Below are 19,769 nucleotides of genomic sequence, written 5' to 3'. Positions count from 1 at the left end.
CGCTGCTCGGCCTGCTCGCGGCGGCCCTGGCCAAGCCGCTGTCCAGGACTCTCCTCGGCGTCGTGCTCGGCCCGTACGAGGTGCCGTGGACGCTGGTCGCCGTGACGATGCTGCTCGGCGCGGGCAGCGGCGTCCTCGCCGCCCTCGTGCCGGCCGTCCAGGCCGCGCGGATGGACGTCGTCGCCGCCCTCGCCGGGCGCCGGGACGCGGGCCGGGCGCGCCGCGGCTGGCCCGTCGCGGGCGCGGTCCTCGTCCTGCTCGGCGTCGCGGTCTGCCTGTTCGGCACCACCCCGCTGCACGAGTTCGGGGCCGCGCTCGGCGCCGCCGCGATCGTCATCGGATGCGTCATGGCCACGCCGTGGCTGGTCGGCGCGGCGGGCCGGGTCGCCCGGTGGCTCCCGCTGCCGCTGCGCCTGGCCGTCCGGGACGGGGCCCGCAACCGGGGCCGCGCCGCCCCCGTCGTCGCCGCGATCATGGCGGCGGTCGCCGGGATCACCGTGTTCGCGATCGGCGTCGCGAGCGACGCCCGGCAGGAGCGCGCCGAGTACGAGCCCCGGCTGCCGATGGGGACGGCCCTGGTCAGGCCGCCCGCGGGCCGGGCGGACGCCGTCAGCGCCGCGATCGGGCGGGAACTGCCCGGGGTGCCCGTCGTCCCGCTGCGGACGCTGCCGGGGGAGGGGTCGGAGTGCGACCAGGCCGACACCGCGAAATGCCCGTCCGTCGGCTTCGCGGCGGGACCGTCCCGGAGCAGGACGATCGTGCTCGACAACGTCGTCGGCGGCGCCCGCGAGGCGCGCCTGCTGCTCGGCCGCGACGACCCCGCGGTGACGGCCGCGCTCGCCGCCGGGAAGGTCGTCGTCTTCGGTTCCGGGCCGCTGCCCGGCGGCACCACCACGCTGACGGTCTCCTACTGGAAGGACGACCAGCAGCACACGGTGCGCACGGTGCGCGGCGTGCCGGCGCTCGCCGTCCGCGAGGACCCGCACGTCCAGGCCCTGGTGCCGCCGTCCGCCGCCGCGCGGGCCGGCGTGCCCGTGCGGACCGAGGCGCTCGGCATCGACCGCGCCGACCACCGGGTCACCAAGGCGGAGCAGTCCCGGCTGACGGAGGTCCTCGCCGGCTTCACCGACAACGACGACGGTGTCTACGTCGAGCGCGGGCACGTCGGCTCCCCCTCGCCCATGCTGTTCGCGCTCGCGATCGCCGGGGCCGTGCTGGCCTTCGGCGGGACGATGATCGCGACGGGGCTGGCGGCCGCGGACGCCCGGCCCGACCTGGCGACCCTCGCGGCGATCGGCGCCCGCCCCCGCACCGGCCGGCTGCTCGCGATGGGCCAGGCCGGGTTCGTCGCGGTGCTCGGCTGCTGGCTCGGCATCGCGGCGGGGTTCGTCCCGGGCGTCGCGGTCGCCCGCCCGCTCACCGCGGTCGCGACGGTCCCGGCCGGCCCGGACGGCTCGCCCGCGGTGCCCGGGCACGGCCCGACGCTCGACGTGCCGTGGCCGCTCCTCCTGGCCGTCGGCGTGGCCGTCCCCCTGCTGGCGGTGGTGGCCGCGGCCCTGTTCACACGCCGCGGCCTCCCGCTGACCCACCGCCCCGCCGGCTGACACCGCCGCACGGCGACGGGGTGGCGGCGGGGGGCTGGTAGCGTCCGGCGCGTGGCGGAGGCGGAGGCGGTCGCGGTGGAAGGGCCGGCCGGAGGTGAGGGGCGCCCGGACGCGGGGACGCGGCGGGCCTGGGCGATCGCCGCGCTCGTCGCCGCGAGCGCCGTGCTCGACTCCGCCTACGCGCTGCTGCGGCTGCACGCGTTCCGGGCCAGCACCTACGACCTCGTGATCTTCGATCAGGCGGTCCGGTCCTACAGCCGGTTCGGCGCGCCGGTCGCGATCGTCAAGGGCGTCCACAACGGGTTCGGGCCGGGCTTCTCCGTCCTCGGCGACCACTTCTCGCCGATCCTCGCGGTGCTGGCGCCGCTGTACTGGATCCACGACGGCCCGGGGACGCTGCTCGTCGCGCAGGGCGTGCTGTTCGCCTTGGCGATCGTGCCGGTGTGGCGGTTCGCCGAGCGCCGGCTCGGCACGGGCGGCGCGTACTGCGCGGCGGGCGCGTACGCGCTGTCGTGGCCGGTCGCCGAGGCGCTCGCGTTCGACTTCCACGAGGTCGCGTTCGTCCCGCTGCTGTCCGCGCTGATGATCGAGCGGTACGACGCCGGGCGGCGCGGCCGGGCGGCGCTCGCCGCGTTCCTCCTGCTGCTGGTCAAGGAGGACATGGGGCTGCTGCTCGCGGGGTTCGGGCTGTTCCTGCTGACCCGCCGCGGCGAGCGCCGCGCGGGCCTGGTGTACGCCGCCGCGGGCGTCGCCGCGACCGCGGTGTGCTCCAAGATCGCCATCGCGGCGTTCGGCGGCGACAACGATTACTACTGGGCCTACACCTCGCTCGGCCGCGACCTCCCGCACGCCGCCGCGCACGTCCTGCTGCACCCGTGGGACGCGGTCGCGGCGATCGGCACCCCGCCGGGCAAGCTCACCATGATGGCTCTGCTCGTCCTGCCCCTGCTGCTGCTCCCGCTGGCGTCCCCGCTGACGCTGGTCGTCCTGCCGCCGCTGGCCGAGCGGATGCTCGCCGACCGTTTCGCCAACTGGTGGGCGCCCCACTACCACTACAACGCGTTCATCGTCGCGGCGCTCGTCCTGGCCGCGGTGGACGGGGCCGCGCGCCTGCGCCGGAACGCCTGGCTGCGCTCCCGCGTCGGGCGGCTCGGCCGGCTCGGCCGGCTCGGGCGTTGGCTGGGCGCGGCCTGGGTCCCGGCGGCCGGCCTGCTGGCGGCGGCGGTCGTCACCGTGCCGTTCTTCGCGTTCGGCGATCTCGGCGATCCCGCGCTGTACAGCCGCAACGAGCGCGCGTCGGCCGCCGCCGCGGCGGTCGCGAAGGTCCCGGACGGGGCGCTGGTGGAGGCCGCCAACGGCGTCGGGCCCGCGCTCAGCGGCCGGACCCGCGTCCTGCTGTGGGACTGGCAGCCGCGCGACGCGCCGTGGGTCGTCGCGGACGTGGAACGGCGGACGTTCCCGTTCGCGTCGGTGACCGAGCAGCAGCGGCGGGTCGCCCTGCTGGCGGTGTCCGGGTACCGGGAGGTGTTCGCCCGGGACGGCTACGTCGTGCTCCACCGGCCCGGCCCGGACCCCTGGTGAGGGCCCGCCCGGCCGGGTCCGAATGGCGGCGATCGTTTGGACGGATTGTCCAATGACCTTTGCGCGCCGGAGCGGTCAGAATGCCGGTGGAGATGGCTCCGAGGGTAAAAGAACCTATCCTTTTGGCCCACCTTGCCCGATACTTGAAGAAAGTCGCGACGGCCGCGGCCGGCGCGGGAGCACCTGCGCGAACACTCACGTGACCGCCGCCGGAGCGGCGTTGGGGCGAGTACATGAGTGGTGAGAGGCTGTCAAGGACCGGCCCGGGACGGCCGGCCGGGCGCCCGGCGCAATTCCTCACCGGCGCGGCAATGCCGCGGTCAGCGAAACGCCCGTCCCGCATTGGCGGTGATCGGGCCGGCAATGGCGCGGAGAGATGACGTGCAGGCGCGAGGGGACAACGGCGTCCGGCGCTGGGAGACCTGCGGGAGGGCGTGGATCGGCGTCCTGCGGCACGTGTGGTCGGCCGGGGTCGCCGGCATGGAGGACGCGGGGCCCATCATCGAAGGGCCCCCGCTGCTGTTCGAGATCGACTCGCTGAGCTGGGAGGACCCGATCCTCCGCGAGCACGGCGACCGGGCCCGGCTCGCGCGCCGCGCCCGCGAGCGCGCCCGGGACGCCGCCGCCGGGCGCCACCTGCCCCGGCCGCGCGACCTCGACGGCGCCGACCAGCTGCGCTGGGTCGTCGGCCTGCTGCGGGCGAGGCCGTGGACGACCAGCGCCTGGATCTCGCTGACGCTGCCGGGCGGGGACGCCGCCGCCGTGCCGTGCCTGACCGCGCTGTCGTTCCGCATCCGCGGCTACCGGCTGATCATGACCGGGATGTTCCGGTCCCAGGACGTCTTCCGCGGCTACCTGGCCTACATCCCGCTGCGCGAGGTCCAGCTCCACGTGGCCGAGGAGCTCGGGCTGCCCGCCGGGCCGCTGCGGATCTTCGTGGACGTCCCGCACGTCCGGGTCGGCGACGCCGAGCGGGTCGCCGCCGTGCTGGCCGCGATGCCCGAGCCGAACGCCGCGTGACCGGGGCCGGGAGGTGAGGACGGCCCCGCCCCGGCGGACACAACGGAGTTACCGGCCGGTCCTTCCCTGTCGCGGACCCCGCCGCCCGCCGGGGGATAGACTCGCCGCTGGGGGCGAGGGCACGACGAGGTGACTCGCGACTTCACCTGCACACCAGCCGAACATCCGACTTCCGAAGGACTGTTTCCTTGAGCAAGCCCGTCGTCCTCGTCGCAGAAGAGCTCTCCCCGGCCGGCATCGCCGTGCTGGAATCCGACTTCGAGGTCCGTCACGTCGACGGCAGCGACAAGGCCAAGCTGCTGCCCGCCGTCGCGGACGTCGACGCCCTGATCGTCCGCAGCGCCACCAAGGTCACCGCCGAGGTCTTCCAGCACGCCGGGAGGCTGCGCGTGGTCGCGCGCGCCGGCGTCGGCCTCGACAACGTCGACGTGGAGGCCGCCACCAAGGCCGGCGTCATGGTCGTCAACGCGCCGACCTCCAACATCGTCACCGCCGCCGAGCACGCGATCGCGCTGCTCCTCGCCACCGCCCGGAACGTTCCGCAGGGCCACTCCGCCCTCAAGCAGGGCGAGTGGAAGCGGTCCAAGTACACCGGCGTCGAGCTGCAGGGCAAGACCGTCGGCGTGCTCGGCCTCGGCCGCATCGGCGTCCTGGTCTCCCAGCGGCTCGCCGCCTTCGACATGAACGTGATCGCGTTCGACCCGTACGTGCAGGCCGCCCGCGCGGCGCAGCTCGGCGTGAAGCTCGTCACCCTCGACGAGCTGCTCCAGGAGAGCGACTTCATCACCGTCCACCTGCCGAAGACCCCCGAGACCCTCGGCCTCATCGGCGACCGCGAGCTGCACCAGGTCAAGCCGAGCGTGCGGATCGTCAACGCCGCCCGCGGCGGGATCGTCGACGAGGAGGCGCTCGACCTCGCGCTGAAGGACGGCCGGGTCGCCGGCGCCGGCATCGACGTGTTCAGCAGCGAGCCCTGCACCGACAGCCCGCTGTTCCACCACGACAACGTGGTCGTCACCCCGCACCTCGGCGCCAGCACCCACGAGGCGCAGGAGAAGGCGGGCACGCAGGTCGCCCGCTCGGTGAAGCTGGCGCTGTCCGGCGAGTTCGTGCCGGACGCGGTGAACGTCCAGGGCGGCGCGGTCGCCGAGGACGTCAAGCCGGGCCTGCCGCTCGCCGAGAAGCTCGGCCGGATCTTCACCGCCCTCGCCGGCGGCGTGCCCGTCCGGCTGGACGTGGTGGTGCGCGGCGAGATCGCCGAGCACGACGTCAAGGTGCTGGAGCTGGCCGCGCTCAAGGGCGTGTTCTCCGACGTCGTCGAGGAGTCGGTGACGTTCGTCAACGCGCCGCTGCTGGCCCGTGACCGGGGCGTCGAGGTCACCCTGACCACCAGCGAGGACAGCCCCGACTGGCGCAACGTGGTGCAGGTGCGCGGCACGATGGCCGACGGCGCGGTGGTGTCGGTGTCCGGCACGCTGACCGGCCCGAAGCACGCCGAGCGGATCATCGAGATCAACGGCTACAACATGGAGCTGGTGCCGACCGCGCACATGGCGTTCTTCTCCTACGTGGACCGCCCGGGCATCGTCGGCGCCGTCGGCAAGCTGCTCGGCGACGCCGAGGTCAACATCGCCGGCATGCAGGTCGGCCGGGACGCCAAGGGCGGCAAGGCGCTGATCGCGCTGACCGTCGACTCCGGCATCCCGCCGCAGCTCGTGGACGCGATCACCGCCGAGGTGGGCGCCGACATGGGCCGCCGCGTCGACCTCGACTGATCTCGGGACGACCGTGACGGGCGGGTGTCCGGCTTCGGCCGGGCGCCCGCCCGTCGCGTTCGTGCGCACCGTAACATCTCACATGTTGAGATTTTACGCCACGGGTCGGGACAGTCGCCGGAACGGCGGGTACCGTCGAAGGCAGTCATGCGGCGTTTCGCGGTAATCCTTCGCTGCCGCAGCGGGGCCTGACATCGGCGGGCCGGCACCGCTGCGGAGGTTTCGCCCGGCCATGAGCCCGATTCCGCGCCCGGACCCGTGCGAACCACGCGTCCCGGCGGCCCCGGCACCCAGCCTCAGCGATTCGGAGCGATCATGAACGACACCACCCGTACCACCGTGCCCGCGGACGACGCCGCCGAGGAGGCGGCCCGCGCCCTGCAGACGGCCCTGGACCGCCGCGACAACGGCGGCCACCCCTCCCGGTAGCGCGCCCCGCCCTCCCGGCCCCGCGGCGGCCCCGCGGCGGCCTCGCGGCCGTGCGCCGGGACGGGCATGGCAGGGGTGAACGCCATGCCGTCGCCGATGCCCGCCGGGGCCGGGGAGGTCAGGGAGGCGCTGAGCGCCGCCGGGCGCCTCGGGCCGTACTTCGCGATCTCTACCGATCCGGCCGAGGAGGCCGATCCGACGTGGCGGCCGCTGCCCGAGCGCGACCCGGACCGCCTCGCGGGCCTCACCGGCCTCTACGCCGAGCGGCTCGGCACCGGCGAGCGGCGCGTCGCGGCGTCCATCCTGTTCCAGGGCCTCGCGTCGCGCCTCTGGTCGCCCGTCGTCGCGGCGGCGGCGCTGGGCGTCGTTCCCGACCTGTCCGCCCTGCACTGGCGGTGGGCGCCGGGCGCCCCCATCGCGCTCTGGCTGGCCGACCCGCGCGGGCACCGCGCCGGCGGCGCCGCCGAGGCCGCCGATCTCGTTCACGGCCAGGTCGTCACGGGCCAGCTGGAGCCGCTGCGCGCGGCGATGCTGACCTTCACGAGCCTCGCGGACGGCCTGCTGTGGGGGAACGCGGCATCGGCGCTGGCCGGCGGCCTGAACGTCGGCCCGCAGGACGCCGCCCGCACCGCGATCGTCCGCGAACTCCTGTCCCGCCCGCCCCTGGCGGGGACCGGGACGCTCGGCCCGCACGGCTTCGCCCGGCGCAACTGCTGCCTGTACTACCGCGTCCCGCCCGGCGGCGAGATGTGCGGCGACTGCGGCCTGCGCCGCCCGCCGCGCCGCGCCGAGCCGTCGCCACAGAGGCGCCCGTGACGACGGCCCGCGGCCCTCAGACCAGGGCGGCGGCGCGCCGCCGAGCGACCGAACGCTCGGTCAGGTACCCGAACAGCAGCCCGATCGTGGCCCACAGGACGAGCTGGACGCCCAGAGAGGCGATCCGGAAGTTCCACAGGACCGTCGCCGGGAAATGCTCCGGGATCGCGTCGGGCTCCGGCGTGAGCCGGTACACGACGGCCAGCAGGACGGCGTAGCCGACCGCGGTGACCGTGATCGCGTTCCAGGCGCCGAGCCGGGGGACGAGTCGGCGGCCCACGATCACCGCCGCGGTCGTCGCCAGGACGCCCAGCGCCATCATGCAGAAGTACAGCGCCGTCCGGCTCCCGATGGTCGCCGGGTTGCCGACCGCCGGGGGCGTCGCGGGGTACTTCAGGAACGGCACCAGCTCGATCGCGACGAACCCGGCCAGGGCGACCAGGGCGGCGGTGGCGCGCGCGCCGAGCCGTCCGAGCCGTCCCGCCGCAAAGGCGAACGCGATCGAGAACAGGCCGCCGAGCGCCACCCCGTACACGGCCATCGCGGTGATCAGGCCGGCCGTCTTCTGCACGCCCCGGCTGACGACCTCCGGTTCGTGCCCGGCGTGCTCGGCGTGCGCCCTGGCCTCCTCGAACGCGATCGCGTGCCCGACCTGCGGCTCCCCGTACAGCCAGGCGACGACCAGGGCCAGGGCGGCCGCGGCCAGGCCCGCGAGCATCCCGCGGACCAGCAGTGCTCTCATCATCGGCTCATGCCCCCCGGCCTAATGACAGGGGAAGCCGAGGAGGTGGCGGCCGTCGTGGGTGAACTCGTGCACCCAGGTGCCGCCGAAGATCGACGTGGCGCCCTGCTCGGCGCCGACGAAGTAGATCAGGATCGCGGCCAGCACGACGGCGAGCACCGCCCACGGCACGATGTCGCGGATCGGCAGGCGCAGCGGCGCCGCGGACGGCTCGGCCTGCGGGGACGTGGCGGACGGTACGGCGGACTCGGCCATGTCGGGTTCTCCTCACGGGGTGCACTCGCCCCGGTTGCGGGAGGACGACGGGTCAGTGTCCTGACTCCCAGATCGCCGTCTCCCGCCGACCTTCCCGCCGGTGGCCCGGCCGTGGTCGTGCGGTGGGGGAGACTCCCTGGTCACAGTGGCGGGACCGTCCTGGATTCGCACCAGGTTCCTGCGCACCGTCGCCTCGATGTGAACTTGTCGAGGAGAGCGTCCCTTCTCCCACCCGGCCCGTCAACCCCGCGAAAAGTGACAAAGGTGACGCCGGGTCACCGGCGGCGAGACCCGCGTACCGGGATATGAGACGAAAGCCCAAGCAGTGAGACGTTTGCAGTACAGTACGCGCATGGCTTCCCGCAGCATTCGTCTGGCCGTCATCCCCGGTGACGGGATCGGCCCCGAGGTGGTCGCCGAGGGCCTGAAGGTCCTCGAGGCCGTCGCCCCGTCCAGCGACCTCGCGTTCGAGCAGACCTCCTACGACCTGGGCGCCGCCCGCTGGCACCGGACCGGGGAGACGCTGCCCGACTCGGTGCTGGAGGAGCTGCGCGGCCAGGACGTCATCCTGCTCGGCGCCGTCGGCGACCCCAGCGTCCCGAGCGGGACGCTGGAGCGCGGGCTGCTGCTGCGGACCCGGTTCGAGCTCGACCACTACGTGAACCTCCGCCCGGTGAAGCTGTTCCCGGGCGTGAAGACCCCCCTCGCCGACGTCACGCCGGACGACATCGACATGGTCGTCGTCCGCGAGGGCACCGAGGGCCCCTACACGGGCGTCGGCGGCGTCCTGCGCAAGGGCACCCCGCACGAGGTCGCCACCCAGGAGAGCGTCAACACCGCCTTCGGCGTCGAGCGGGTCGTCCGGTACGCGTTCGAGGTCGCCGCGTCGCGGCCGCGCAAGAAGCTGACGCTCGTCCACAAGGACAACGTCCTGACCTTCGCCGGTGATCTCTACCAGCGCGTCATGAAGCAGGTCGGCGCGGAGTACCCGCAGGTCAGCACCAACTACTGCCATGTCGACGCGGCCACCATGTTCTTCGTCGGCCAGCCGCAGCGGTTCGACGTCGTGGTCACCGACAACCTGTTCGGCGACATCATCACCGACATCGGCGCCGCGATCGCCGGCGGCATCGGGCTCGCCGCGTCCGGGAACGTCAACCCCGACCGGACGGCGCCGTCGATGTTCGAGCCGGTGCACGGCAGCGCCCCCGACATCGCAGGGCAGGGCAAGGCCGACCCGACCGCCACGATCCTGTCGGTCGCGATGCTGCTCGACCACATCGGCGCCGGCGACGCGGCCCGCCGGGTCGAGCAGGCCGTCTCCGACGACCTGGCCGAGCGCGGCGCGCTCGGGACGCGGTCGACCGCGCAGATCGGCGACGCGATCGCCAAGCGAGTATCGGGCTGAGGGCGCGCCTCTCCGGCTACGAGCAGGGACACTCCGGGCGCGCCTCGCGGCGCGCCCGGTTTTCCGTATGCGCCGCGTACGAGGAGTGGGGTCGAGGAACGAAGTACGACAATGGGGATTAAGGACGCCGCAGCGGCAATGGAGCCGCACCGGCGATCGGGAGAGGACGAACGGCGATGAGCGACACCCTGGACTTCGAGATCACGCTGACCGAGCGGCCCGCGACGGCCGCCGAGCGCGAGCGCGTCCTGGCCGATCCGGGCTTCGGCCGGTACTTCACCGACCACATGATCACGATCCGGTACTCGGCGGACCGCGGCTGGCACGACGCCAAGCTCGAACCCTACGGGCCGATCCCGATGGACCCGGCCAGCCAGGTGTTCCACTACGCCCAGGAGCTGTTCGAGGGCCTCAAGGCCTACAAGCAGCCGGACGGCTCGATCGTCACCTTCCGGCCGTACATGAACGCGGCCCGGATGAACCGCTCCGCCAAGCGGATGGCCATGCCGGAGATCCCCGAGCAGCTGTTCGTCGACGCCGTCGAGCTGCTCGTCCGCACCGACAAGGAGTGGGTCCCCGACACCGAGGGCCACAGCCTCTACCTGCGGCCGTTCATGTTCGCCACGACCCGCGCGCTCGGCGTGAACAGCCCGGCGAACGAGTTCCTGTTCATGGTCATCGCCTCCCCGTCCGGGCTGTACTACCCGCGCGGGATCAAGCCCGTCTCGGTGTGGCTGTCGCAGGACTACACCCGCGCGGCGCCCGGCGGCACCGGCGAGGCCAAGTTCGGCGGCAACTACGCGGCGTCGTTCGCCGGCCAGGCCGAGGCCGTCGAGCAGGGCTGCGACCAGGTCGTCTGGCTCGACGCGGTGGAGCACCGCTGGGTCGAGGAGGTCGGCTCGATGAACCTGATGTTCGTCTACGGGTCCGGCTCGCAGGCCCGGCTGCTCACCCCCGCGCTCACCGGCACGCTGCTCGCCGGCGTCACCCGCGACTCGATGCTCAAGCTGGCCCCCGACCTCGGCATCCCCGCCGAGGAGGGCAAGATCAGCATCGACGAGTGGCAGGCCGGCTGCGCGTCCGGCGAGATCACCGAGGTGTTCGGCTGCGGCACCGCCGCGATCATCAGCCCGGTCGGCCGGGTCCGGGGCCACGACCGGGAGTGGACGATCGGGGACGGCGAGCCCGGCGAGATCTCGATGCGGCTGCGGCAGGAGCTCGTCGGCATCCAGTACGGCACCCGCCCCGACCCCTACGGCTGGGTCCACCGGATCGTCTGAGCGGTGGAAGCGCCCGATGGCGCGCCCGTCCCCGGGTGCGCGCCATCGGGCGCCGTCATGTGCGGCCGGGTCAGCGGCCGAAGCGCACCGTGGTGGTGATCGCGGAGCCGGCGGTCTTCGGGCTCACGCCCGGCGCGTCCGGGTTGATCGCGTAGTGGAAGGCGAACCCGACGAAGGCCCGTCCGGGCTTGCCGCCGACCTGCACCGGGAACGTGCACGTGCCCGAGAGGGCGTAGACCTTGCGGACCCGGTGCGGCTTGACCGTGGAGTGCCACACGTAGCCCACGGGGATCACGTGCCGGTCGTGGTAGTGGCCGTTCAGCCCGCTGGCGGTGCAGACCGCCCGGCCCCGCGCGATCGCCCGGAGCTTGCTGCTGGTGATCTGGAACGACCACGGCATCGGGTACTGCCGCGAGTACCGCCCGGTGAGCTTCACCTGCGCGTGGAACGCGCCGATCCGGTCCCGGTGCGCGAAGCCCTGATGCCGTTTGGTGAACACGAAGTAATGGGCTGCGGCCGCGGGGGCGCGGTGCCCCGGACGGCCCGCCGCGGACGCGGCCGAGGCGGCGCCGAGCGCCATTGCCAGAGCCGTTCCGGAGATCACGGCCGTCCGGCCGAATGTGTGCATGCGCATGACAGGCATTCCCTTCGGAAATGGTCGCCGTCCGCCGGGACCGGCGGGCGGCCGTGCCGGGTCCGCCGGCCCGGGCCTCAGTCCCGCTCGGCCCGCCGCACGTCCAGCGCGCGGTAGGCGTAGCCGTCCTGCTCGGCTTCCTCCCAGGTGAACAGCACGCTCTCACCGGGATCCAGGGAGGCGAAGCCGCCGGGCACGGTGCGGACGGCGGAGAAGTGCGCCCAGACCTCGCCCGGGACGTCCGGCGAGACGAGGACTCCCCAGCCGCTCTCGTCGTCCCAGGACGCGACCGTTCCGCGAACCGGATCACCGCTCATCGCATTCCCCTCCTCCGGCGGACAGCGCGATCCTCTGGCATTTGCCGAGCCTTGCGCAAGCGCGTTTACGCGATGAAAACCTTACTTAACCTTGGGAGATCATTTCTCCCATTTCCAAAAAGCGTTTTCGGGGGAAATGGCGGTGGACTTCACGACGTGCGCGGCATGCGGGGGCGGTGGGCGCTTCCCGGGCCGGTTGTCTCAGCATCCGAGACGGGTGTCCATGCATGGCGGAGGGTGTGGCAGACTGGACCGCATCATGCGCCTCAGCCTCGTCATTATCGGCTGGCGCGCCGGCAACTAACGGGACACCGCCGGCGCGCAGACCTCTCACGTCCGTGAGGGGTCTTTTTTGTGCCCTGGCGCTGATCGCCCATCCCTGGGGGGACCCACACCATGCACGGCGACGACTTCCACGTCTACGACACCACGCTCCGCGACGGCTCGCAGCAGGAGGGGCTGAACCTCTCCGTGGCCGACAAGCTCGTCGTCGCGCGCCACCTCGACGACCTCGGCGTCGGCTTCATCGAGGGCGGCTGGCCGGGCGCCAATCCCAAGGACACCGAGTTCTTCAGGCGGGCCCGAACAGAGCTCGACCTGAGGCACGCGCGGCTCACCGCGTTCGGCGCGACCCGCCGGGCCGGGGTGAAGGCGGCCGACGACCCCCAGGTCGCCGCCCTGCGCGAATCCGGCGCGTCCGTCGTGACCCTGGTCGCCAAGAGTCACGACAGGCACGTCGAGCTGGCCCTCCGCACCACCCTGGAGGAGAACCTCGCGATGATCCGCGACACGGTCTCCCACCTGCGTGCGGAGGGCCAACGAGTCTTCCTGGACGCCGAGCACTTCTTCGACGGCTACAAGGCCAACCGCGCCTACGCGCTGGAGGCCGTCCGGACCGCCGCCGAGGCGGGTGCCGACGTCGTCGCGCTCTGCGACACCAACGGCGGCATGCTGCCCGACGAGCTGGCCGACGTCGTCGACGAGGTCGTCGGGCTCGGCGTCCGCGTCGGGATCCACTGCCACGACGACTCCGGCTGCGCGGTCGCGAACTCGCTCGCCGCCGTGAAGGCCGGCGCCACCCACGTGCAGGGCTGCGCGAACGGCTACGGCGAGCGCAGCGGCAACGCCAACCTGTTCACCGTCATCGGGAACCTGCAGCTCAAGCGGGGCATGGACCTGGTGTCGGACGCCCAGCTGGCCGAGATGACCCGGATCGCGCACGCGGTCTCCGAGGTCACCAACGTCGCGCCGAGCTCCCAGCAGCCCTACGTGGGCCTGTCGGCGTTCGCGCACAAGGCGGGGCTGCACGCCTCCGCCGTCAAGGTCGACCCGGACCTCTACCAGCACATCGACCCGGCCGCCGTCGGCAACGACATGCGGATGCTGGTCTCCAGCATGGCGGGCCGCGCGTCCGTCGAGCTGAAGGGCCGCGAGCTGGGCTACGACCTGTCCGGCGAGAAGGCCAAGGCCGTCGTGGACAAGGTCAAGGAGCTGGAGTCCACCGGCTACACCTTCGAGGCCGCGGACGCCTCGTTCGAGCTGCTGCTGCGCGAGGAGCTGACCGGCGTCCGGCAGCGGCACTTCGAGGTCGAGTCGTGGCGGTCCATCGTGGAGCGCCGCCCGGACGGCTCCATGGTCAGCGAGGCGACCGTCAAGCTGCACGCCAAGGGCGAGCGGATCATCGCGACCGGCGAGGGCAACGGACCCGTCAACGCCCTGGACAACGCGCTGCGCATCGCGCTCGGCCGGCTGTACCCGGAGCTCGCGCGGCTGGAGCTCGTCGACTACAAGGTCCGCATCCTGGAGGGCGCGCACGGCACCGACGCCCGCACCCGCGTGCTGATCGAGTCCGCCGACGGCGAGCGCGAGTGGGGCACGGTCGGCGTCGAGGACAACGTCATCGCGGCGTCCTGGCAGGCCCTCGAAGAGGCCGTCACCTACTGCCTCCTGCACGCCGGGTACGAAGCGGGCTAACCCGCCGCGTGTCGGGCATGATCGGGGGATGAGCACCGAGATCACCGACAATGCCGGGGAAGGCCGCTACGAGATCCGGGTGGACGGCGGGCTCGCCGGGTTCGCCGAGTACGAGCGGCGCGACGGCGCGGTCGTGTTCACCCACACCGAGGTCGATCCCGCCTTCGAGGGCAAGGGCGTCGGCAGCGCCCTCGCCCGCGGGGCGCTGGACGACGTCCGCGCCAAGGGCGACCCGGTCGTGCCGCTCTGCCCGTTCATCAAGAAGTGGATCGAGAAGCACCCCGACTACCAGGACCTGGTGAAGGGGTGAGCGCGGTGGCGGGCGCGGGGATCCGCGCCCGCCGCGGGGCCGCCGGTCAGCCCCGCTTGGGGCCGGCGCTCTCGACGACCTCGAACCCCCACAGCTCCGCGCCGGACGCGGCGGGCCCGCCGTGCCCGTGCCCATGGCCGTGGCCGGCGGGGCGGTCCGCGGCGGCCTGCGCGTGCCCGTGCTGGAACGCCTGGCTCTGCGTCCAGCGCTGGAAGTCCTCCTCGCTGCGCCACCGGGTGTAGACCAGGTACCGGTCCTGGCCCTCCACCGGGCGCAGCAGCTCGAAGGCCTCGAAGCCCTCCGCGGACTCCACCAGCCCCGCCCGACCGGCGAAGCGCTTCTCGATCTCCTCGCGCATCTCCGGGTTCACGGTGAGGACATTGATCTTCACGACGGACACGCCCGACCCCCTTCACGTCTGGTCGTGCCCACCGTCTCACATCGCCTCGAGCCGGGACGCGCCCCCCTCCAGGGTCAGCCAGGCCGGCAGCGACGTCTCCTTCACCCGGACGCGGACCCGCGCGTAGCGGGCCGGGTCGACGAAGCCCGGGGCGGGCGCGATCACGTTGTCGAACACGAACTCGGACACGACGAACGCCAGGTCGGCGCCGGTCTCGGCGACGCGCCGCTTCACCGCCGGCGCGTCCACCAGCCGCCGGGTGGTGATGATCGGCAGGCCGGACACGCCCCGCGCGTCGCGCTGGACCGGCCCGACGTGCATCGCGGCCCGCAGCTGGATCCGGACGGGCTCGGCGGCGCGCCGGTTGTACCGGCGCAGCGCGGCCGCCAGGTGCGCGAGCATCGGGTCGACGACCTGCCCGGTCGGCGTGCCGGACGGGACGACGACGAGGGCGCCGTCGCCGCGGTCCTCGGTGTGGAGGGCGGCGAAGTCGAGGCCGGACGCGGCGAACGCCTCCTCCAGCATCCCGTACATGGCCGCGACGACGTGCCGCCGGTCCGCGTCGGTGCGCCGCCGGGAGCTGAACCCCTGGATGTCGGTGGTCAGGATCGTGCAGCTGCCGTTCGGTCCGTCCGGCAGCGCCGTCCCCGGCCCGCCGGCGCCCGCGGGGAGGGCCGCCTCGTCGCGCCGCTCGGTCTGCCGCCGGTACACCTGGTTCACCAGGATCGCCTGGACGCGCGGGTGGTCCGCCAGGTAGGCGGCGAACGCGCGCGCCGGGACGCGCAGCGCGTTCAGGTCGCCCTCGGCGGTCACGGTGGCGGACCGGTCCCGCGCCACCATCGCGGCCCGCTCGCCGACGAGCTCGCCGCCGCCCCGGAACGCGACGGTCCGCTGCACGCCGCCCTCCTCGACCCACACGCGCGCCAGGCCGTCGAGGATGACGATGACCTCCTGGGCGAGCACGCCTTCCCGGCACAGCACGTCGCCCCGGCGGTAGACGTGGCCGTGGGCGCGGTCGAGGAGCGCCTGCCGCTCGCTCTGCGTGAGCATCGTCCAGAACGCGGTGCCGCCCTCCCGCGCGTCCGTGACCGCCTCGACCGCCTCGACCGCGCGGGCGGCCGGGAGCGGCGGAGGAGCGGGGCCCTCCTGCGCGGACGGCGGGACGGGCGGCAGCGGCCCCGGGCCCGGGGGCATCGCGGCCCTCAGGTACTGGACGAGCGCGTGGACCGCGGGCGCGGCGGTGAGCGACACGAGGGCCAGCCCGCCGGCGATCACGGCGCCGGGCGTCCCGGCCACCAGCTCGCCCCCGAAGGCGGCGGCGAGCGTCACCGACGCCGCCCCCAGCCCGCTCTGCGTTCCCGGCGCCCTGTTCCGCTGCTCCCAGCGCCGCGGCCGTCCGATCCGTCCCCTGTGCTCTGTGCTGCCCACGGTGCTCTCCTCTCCGCCCGTCCGGCGGAGGCGCGCTGCGCCTGCTCCGGCCGGGCGTCACGTCCGAGCCCCACTTGCCCCCAGATAGACGGTACCGCGTGATACATATAAAAGCCATACAAAGGATGACGAACGAACGGTAATGAGCCAGTTGCCAGATGGCGATGGTCATGCGAAGCTGAGGACTGCGAGGTTTTCCCGGATTGCGCCCGGGGAAGCATGCATCTGCACCCTGTACCTCGGGGCAGGGAAGGGCGCCGGAGGGCCGCACACGATGCGGCCGGCCGTCTCCCGGCCCCGCACGCCGTCCGCACGCGGGCCGGCCGGAAATGGAGATGACCGCGCATGCCGAACTCCCGAGCAGCCTCCGGCACCTCCGGCGACGGCACGGCCCCCCGCGCCGAGACCGTCCCGCAGGGCGAGCGCGTCACGCTCAACCTGACCGGCAAGGCGGTCCAGGCGCTCCAGCGCCTCCAGAACATGACCGGCTACAACAAGACCGACTGCATCAACCGCGCCCTCATCATCGCCGCCGACGTCGAACGCATGTCCCGCGAACCCGGCGCGGTCTACTGGCGCGAGACCCCCGACAGCGACCTCATGCTCGTCCGCTTCGTCTGACCCGCCCCGTGGCCGTCGATCAGGAGGCGGGGTTCCGGGCGCCGTCCGGTACGTCGCCGGCGAAGAAGCGGATCCTGTTGGCGCCCGGTTTGTAGACGGTGACGGTGAGCCGGAACGGCTCGCCGTTCTGGTCGAAGGCCGTCCGGCTGTGCTCGATGACGGCGAGGCTGTCCCTCGGCAGGCCGAAGAACTCCATCTCCTCGGCGGTGGGCGGGCGCGCGTCGAACCCGTCCTCGTAACCGACCTGGACGTGACCGTGCTTGCGCAGGTAGGCCACGGAACCCTCCGCTATCTCGTTCTCCGCGAGCAGGGCCTGCGCTGTGAGCGCCAGTTCCAGGGCGAAGTAGGAGTGCTGCAGCGAGTTCGGCTTGCCGTCGATGAATCGCTGCTGCGTCCGGCGGACGATCTGGGGCCGCGGCTCCCCGCGGAGGCGGAGGGCGCTCTTCTGGGCGTCCGTAGCCTGCGCGATGCTCACCCGCGGGAGCGAGGAGGTGGCCCTGAGGCCCTGCCGTTCCGCTTCGTCCACGAACGCCCGGCCCTCGCCGCCCCCGGGGCGCCCCGGGAGGTCCTCGTCGAGATCCACGTCGTTCAGCGTGATCACGAAGGGGGTGCTCTCCTTCGACACGAAGCTGCCCCGGTGGGGGAGCGTCTCCACGCGGCCGCTCCTGCGCAGCTCCTTCATCGCCTGCTTGGCGGTGTTCGGCGAGACGTTCCACTCGCCGGCCAGCTCGTGCTCGGTCGGCAGCTGATCGCCCGGCAGCAGTTCGCCGGACTCGATCCGCTTCTGGAGCGCTCGCGCGATCTCGATGTACCTGGGAGTGGCGGGGGACATGTCCGCTCCTCGGGGCTGCGGGCGCGTCAGGTCACCGGGACGGCCCGGTGCGCTTCGGCGACGTCCAGACTTCGATGATGCGGTGCACCGGCGGGCCCGGGGCGTCGATCGGCCGTTCGAAGAGGGCCCCGGACGGTGTCGCGTCCTCGGTCGCGCGGGTCGCGACGTAGGCGAAGCCCTGCCGGAGGTAGTAGGCGTGCAGCTCGGTGTTGTCCGTCCAGACGTCGATCCTGAGCACGGAGGCGCCCTGCTGCAGGTCCCTGCCCTTGGCCGCCGCCCAGCCGATCAGCTCCGCGCCGAGGCCGGTCCCGGCGTAGTCGCGGTCGATCACCAGCTGGTGCAGGTAGACCGCCTCGACGGCGCGCTCCTCCTCCGTCCACAGCTCCGGATGGCCGAACGGCTGGAGCGTGACGGTGGCGATCGGCCGGAAGCCGTCGAACATCAGCCAGGTCAGGCCGTTCACCACGCGTTCGTAGACCCGCTTGTAGCGGCTCTCGGGGTCGGGCCAGGGCCGGTTCCACTGCGTCGTGGACTTCTCGGTCCGCAGCCAGGCGGCCCTTCCGTCGATGAGGCGGAGGACGACCGGGACCTCGTCCGGGCGGGCCTGGCGGATGTGGTAGTCGGGTTGGGGGACCTGGCTGCGCCGGCAGGTCCTGCTGTCTGTGTCCACGGGCTCCTGACTCCGAGAGAAAGAACCGAGCCCCCGCCGCCGGGCCCGACGCCGGGAGCCGTGGCTTCCGCGGGGACCGGAACGGGGGCGGTTGACGATGTGCGAACGCCGCGGCCGGGCAGCGGGGGACTACCCGCCGCGGGATCCGCCGCCCGGCGCCTTCCCCTTGGCGGTCTCCGCGGGCGTCTGACCCGGTGCCCGCATGACCTGCTCGGGGACCTTCCCGTCGTTGTAGTGCAGCCGGGTGCGGTCGGCCGGCCAGACCGTCACGGTGAGGCGGAACGCGTCGCCCTCGGCGGAGTAGGCGGTGCGGTTGGTCTCGAAGACGACGTCCGCCGCCGAGTCGCCCAGGCTGAAGAAGCGCTTCTCGTTGCCGTCCGGCACCCGTGCCCGGATCTCGTCGTGGAAGCCGACCTCCTCGTAGCCGAGGGTCTCGCCGAGGTAGCCGACCGCGCCCTGCGGGATGTCGGTCGGCTCGAGCAGCCGCGGCGCGCCGCCGGTGGCGAACCGCAGCGGGTAGAACGACGTCTGCAGCGCCCACGGCCGCTCGTCGACGAAGATCTCCTGGTGCCGGGAGACGAAGGTCTCGCCGGGCTCGGCCTGCAGGTACCAGGCGATCAGCTGCGTGCCCTGCTGGATCTCCACCTTCACCGGCGAGACCGTCACCCTCTGGCCGGCCGGGATGAACGCGTCGCGGTTGTACCACTCGCCCTCGCCGCTGCCGGGCGCGAGGCCCAGCGGGACGGCGGACAGGGTGACGTGGACGGTGCTCGGCCGGTAGACGACGAAGGTGCCCTTGCCCTGCTCGGAGACGACGCGTCCCTGGTTCGCCAGCCAGGCCAGCGCGTCGCGGATGGTGTTGCGCGACGCGTCGTAGTGCTGTTCGAGGTCCTTCTCCGCCGGGAGCCGGCGCCGCGCGGCGGTGCCGGACGCTTCGGCGAGGTCCCCGCTCTCGATCCGCCGGAGCAGATCGTCGGCGATTTCCCGCCAGCGCAGCGGTGTCGCGCGAGGCATGGTGGCGATCCCCTTCCCGAACCGGACGTCAAGAACTGAACAAGTACTTCCCGCTCAACATGTTTGCAACCTCCTAAGAGGGTAACACTCATACTGAGCGACTTGTTGGTACAAGTGAACTAGTAGTTAAAGCTCGACAACAGTAGCAGTGCGATGGGTGGCACGTAAGAGATATGCAGAACTAGCGGACGGGTCGGCCGCGCCGGACCTGTCAGAAGGAGCCGACATGATGGTGTCAGTGTCCGTCTACCTGTGGATCCTCGGTCCGCTGACGGTGTTCGGGGCCCTCGGGCTCTCGATCGTCCTGGCCGGCCGGAGGTTCAACTCCACGGTCTTCCGCGTGCCGGGGCCGCGGACGTCGAACCGCCAGGGAGTGTTCGTGAACGTGGTCGGCCCGGCGTCGCGGGCCGGCCGGCAGGGGAGTCCGACCCGTACGTGATCTCCGTCGCCGCGTGGGCGGGACGCCGACCCGAGGAGAGGTCGAGGTGGAAGAGAGCCGGACACAGGCGCCGCCGGCCGGTGCGGAGCGGCGAGCGTGGTGGAGGCCGTGGCGCGGCCAGCAGCCGACCGCGGGGGCCTACCCGCGGCTGGTGCTCACGCCGGTGCCGCCGGACGGCGCCGCCGCCCGACCCGGCGCCGCCCGCATCCGGGGCGCCGCG

General features: G+C 73.1%; 20 protein-coding genes and 1 riboswitch. Of the genes, 11 read left to right on the top strand and 9 right to left on the bottom strand.

Annotation, left to right across the window (positions count from 1 at the left end):
* The 5 genes from F9B16_RS37885 to F9B16_RS37865 form a co-directional block, all read left to right on the top strand.
* A partial coding sequence (locus tag F9B16_RS37885) for an FtsX-like permease family protein (protein WP_151545051.1) occupies window positions 1-1,604 on the top strand: 1,604 nt, incomplete at its 5' end.
* Between the two features lie 51 nt (window positions 1,605-1,655).
* Window positions 1,656-3,185, top strand: a complete 1,530-nt coding sequence (locus F9B16_RS37880; RefSeq protein WP_225992302.1) for a DUF2079 domain-containing protein — start codon at window positions 1,656-1,658, stop codon at window positions 3,183-3,185.
* 381 nt (window positions 3,186-3,566) lie between these two features.
* Complete coding sequence (locus F9B16_RS37875) at window positions 3,567-4,205, top strand: thymidylate synthase family protein (protein ID WP_225992301.1); 639 nt, start codon at window positions 3,567-3,569, stop codon at window positions 4,203-4,205.
* Between the two features lie 188 nt (window positions 4,206-4,393).
* Window positions 4,394-5,980: a phosphoglycerate dehydrogenase gene (gene serA / locus F9B16_RS37870; RefSeq protein WP_151545050.1), complete on the top strand. Its 1,587-nt coding sequence runs from the start codon at window positions 4,394-4,396 to the stop codon at window positions 5,978-5,980.
* Between the two features lie 513 nt (window positions 5,981-6,493).
* The gene (locus F9B16_RS37865; RefSeq protein ID WP_225992300.1) at window positions 6,494-7,225 is read left to right on the top strand and encodes a (2Fe-2S)-binding protein; all 732 of its coding nucleotides are present in this window, start codon (window positions 6,494-6,496) and stop codon (window positions 7,223-7,225) included.
* 16 nt (window positions 7,226-7,241) lie between these two features.
* Here F9B16_RS37865 and F9B16_RS37860 read toward each other — a convergent pair whose 3' ends face one another.
* Entirely contained in the window at window positions 7,242-7,967 is a 726-nt protein-coding gene (locus F9B16_RS37860; RefSeq protein ID WP_225992299.1) for a CbtA family protein, read from the bottom strand.
* Between the two features lie 21 nt (window positions 7,968-7,988).
* Window positions 7,989-8,222 (bottom strand): CbtB domain-containing protein, encoded by a 234-nt coding sequence (locus F9B16_RS37855; RefSeq protein WP_151545048.1) that lies wholly within the window; start codon window positions 8,220-8,222, stop codon window positions 7,989-7,991.
* Window positions 8,223-8,255: 33 nt separating this feature from the next.
* Window positions 8,256-8,445, bottom strand: a riboswitch (cobalamin riboswitch).
* A 129-nt stretch (window positions 8,446-8,574) separates the two neighbouring features.
* Here F9B16_RS37855 and F9B16_RS37850 point away from each other — a divergent pair.
* Window positions 8,575-9,630 carry a 3-isopropylmalate dehydrogenase gene (locus F9B16_RS37850; RefSeq protein WP_151545047.1) on the top strand — a complete coding sequence of 352 codons (1,056 nt, stop codon included), beginning with the start codon at window positions 8,575-8,577 and terminating at the stop codon, window positions 9,628-9,630.
* Between the two features lie 176 nt (window positions 9,631-9,806).
* Entirely contained in the window at window positions 9,807-10,910 is a 1,104-nt protein-coding gene (locus F9B16_RS37845) for a branched-chain amino acid aminotransferase (RefSeq protein ID WP_151545046.1), read from the top strand.
* 70 nt (window positions 10,911-10,980) lie between these two features.
* Here F9B16_RS37845 and F9B16_RS37840 read toward each other — a convergent pair whose 3' ends face one another.
* Together F9B16_RS37840 and F9B16_RS37835 are read right to left on the bottom strand one after the other, a co-directional pair.
* On the bottom strand, window positions 10,981-11,544 hold the full coding sequence (locus F9B16_RS37840; RefSeq protein WP_151545045.1) for a hypothetical protein: 564 nt from the start codon (window positions 11,542-11,544) through the stop codon (window positions 10,981-10,983).
* 77 nt (window positions 11,545-11,621) lie between these two features.
* A complete protein-coding gene (locus tag F9B16_RS37835) occupies window positions 11,622-11,861 on the bottom strand; it encodes a cold-shock protein (protein ID WP_151545044.1) in 240 nt (79 codons plus the stop codon).
* Window positions 11,862-12,257: 396 nt separating this feature from the next.
* Here F9B16_RS37835 and cimA point away from each other — a divergent pair, with 396 nt between their 5' ends.
* Both cimA and F9B16_RS37825 read left to right on the top strand, forming a co-directional pair.
* Window positions 12,258-13,835: a citramalate synthase gene (gene cimA, locus F9B16_RS37830; protein ID WP_151545043.1), complete on the top strand. Its 1,578-nt coding sequence runs from the start codon at window positions 12,258-12,260 to the stop codon at window positions 13,833-13,835.
* A 28-nt stretch (window positions 13,836-13,863) separates the two neighbouring features.
* Window positions 13,864-14,145: a GNAT family N-acetyltransferase gene (locus F9B16_RS37825; RefSeq protein WP_151545042.1), complete on the top strand. Its 282-nt coding sequence runs from the start codon at window positions 13,864-13,866 to the stop codon at window positions 14,143-14,145.
* A gap of 46 nt (window positions 14,146-14,191) precedes the next feature.
* Here F9B16_RS37825 and F9B16_RS37820 read toward each other — a convergent pair whose 3' ends face one another.
* Complete coding sequence (locus F9B16_RS37820) at window positions 14,192-14,545, bottom strand: antibiotic biosynthesis monooxygenase family protein (RefSeq protein ID WP_151545041.1); 354 nt, start codon at window positions 14,543-14,545, stop codon at window positions 14,192-14,194.
* Window positions 14,546-14,581: 36 nt separating this feature from the next.
* The gene (locus F9B16_RS37815) at window positions 14,582-15,973 is read right to left on the bottom strand and encodes a cyclic nucleotide-binding domain-containing protein (protein ID WP_151545040.1); all 1,392 of its coding nucleotides are present in this window, start codon (window positions 15,971-15,973) and stop codon (window positions 14,582-14,584) included.
* A gap of 345 nt (window positions 15,974-16,318) precedes the next feature.
* Here F9B16_RS37815 and F9B16_RS37810 point away from each other — a divergent pair, with 345 nt between their 5' ends.
* Entirely contained in the window at window positions 16,319-16,594 is a 276-nt protein-coding gene (locus tag F9B16_RS37810) for a hypothetical protein (protein ID WP_151545039.1), read from the top strand.
* Window positions 16,595-16,613: 19 nt separating this feature from the next.
* Here the strand turns inward: F9B16_RS37810 and F9B16_RS37805 are convergent, their stop codons facing one another.
* The 3 genes from F9B16_RS37805 to F9B16_RS37795 form a co-directional block, all read right to left on the bottom strand.
* Complete coding sequence (locus F9B16_RS37805) at window positions 16,614-17,426, bottom strand: GntR family transcriptional regulator (protein ID WP_151545038.1); 813 nt, start codon at window positions 17,424-17,426, stop codon at window positions 16,614-16,616.
* Window positions 17,427-17,457: 31 nt separating this feature from the next.
* On the bottom strand, window positions 17,458-18,096 hold the full coding sequence (locus tag F9B16_RS37800) for a GNAT family N-acetyltransferase (protein ID WP_151545037.1): 639 nt from the start codon (window positions 18,094-18,096) through the stop codon (window positions 17,458-17,460).
* A gap of 129 nt (window positions 18,097-18,225) precedes the next feature.
* Window positions 18,226-19,110 (bottom strand): GntR family transcriptional regulator, encoded by an 885-nt coding sequence (locus tag F9B16_RS37795; protein ID WP_151545036.1) that lies wholly within the window; start codon window positions 19,108-19,110, stop codon window positions 18,226-18,228.
* A gap of 226 nt (window positions 19,111-19,336) precedes the next feature.
* On the opposite strand from F9B16_RS37795, the gene F9B16_RS37790 reads away from it, so the two are divergent.
* Window positions 19,337-19,549, top strand: coding sequence for a hypothetical protein (locus F9B16_RS37790; protein ID WP_151545035.1), 213 nt, complete (start codon window positions 19,337-19,339; stop codon window positions 19,547-19,549).
* Window positions 19,550-19,769: the final 220 nt, after the last annotated feature.

This window comes from Actinomadura montaniterrae (genome assembly GCF_008923365.1).
In the GTDB taxonomy this organism is placed as follows: domain Bacteria; phylum Actinomycetota; class Actinomycetes; order Streptosporangiales; family Streptosporangiaceae; genus Spirillospora; species Spirillospora montaniterrae.
This window is presented reverse-complemented; position numbering and strand designations above follow the sequence as displayed.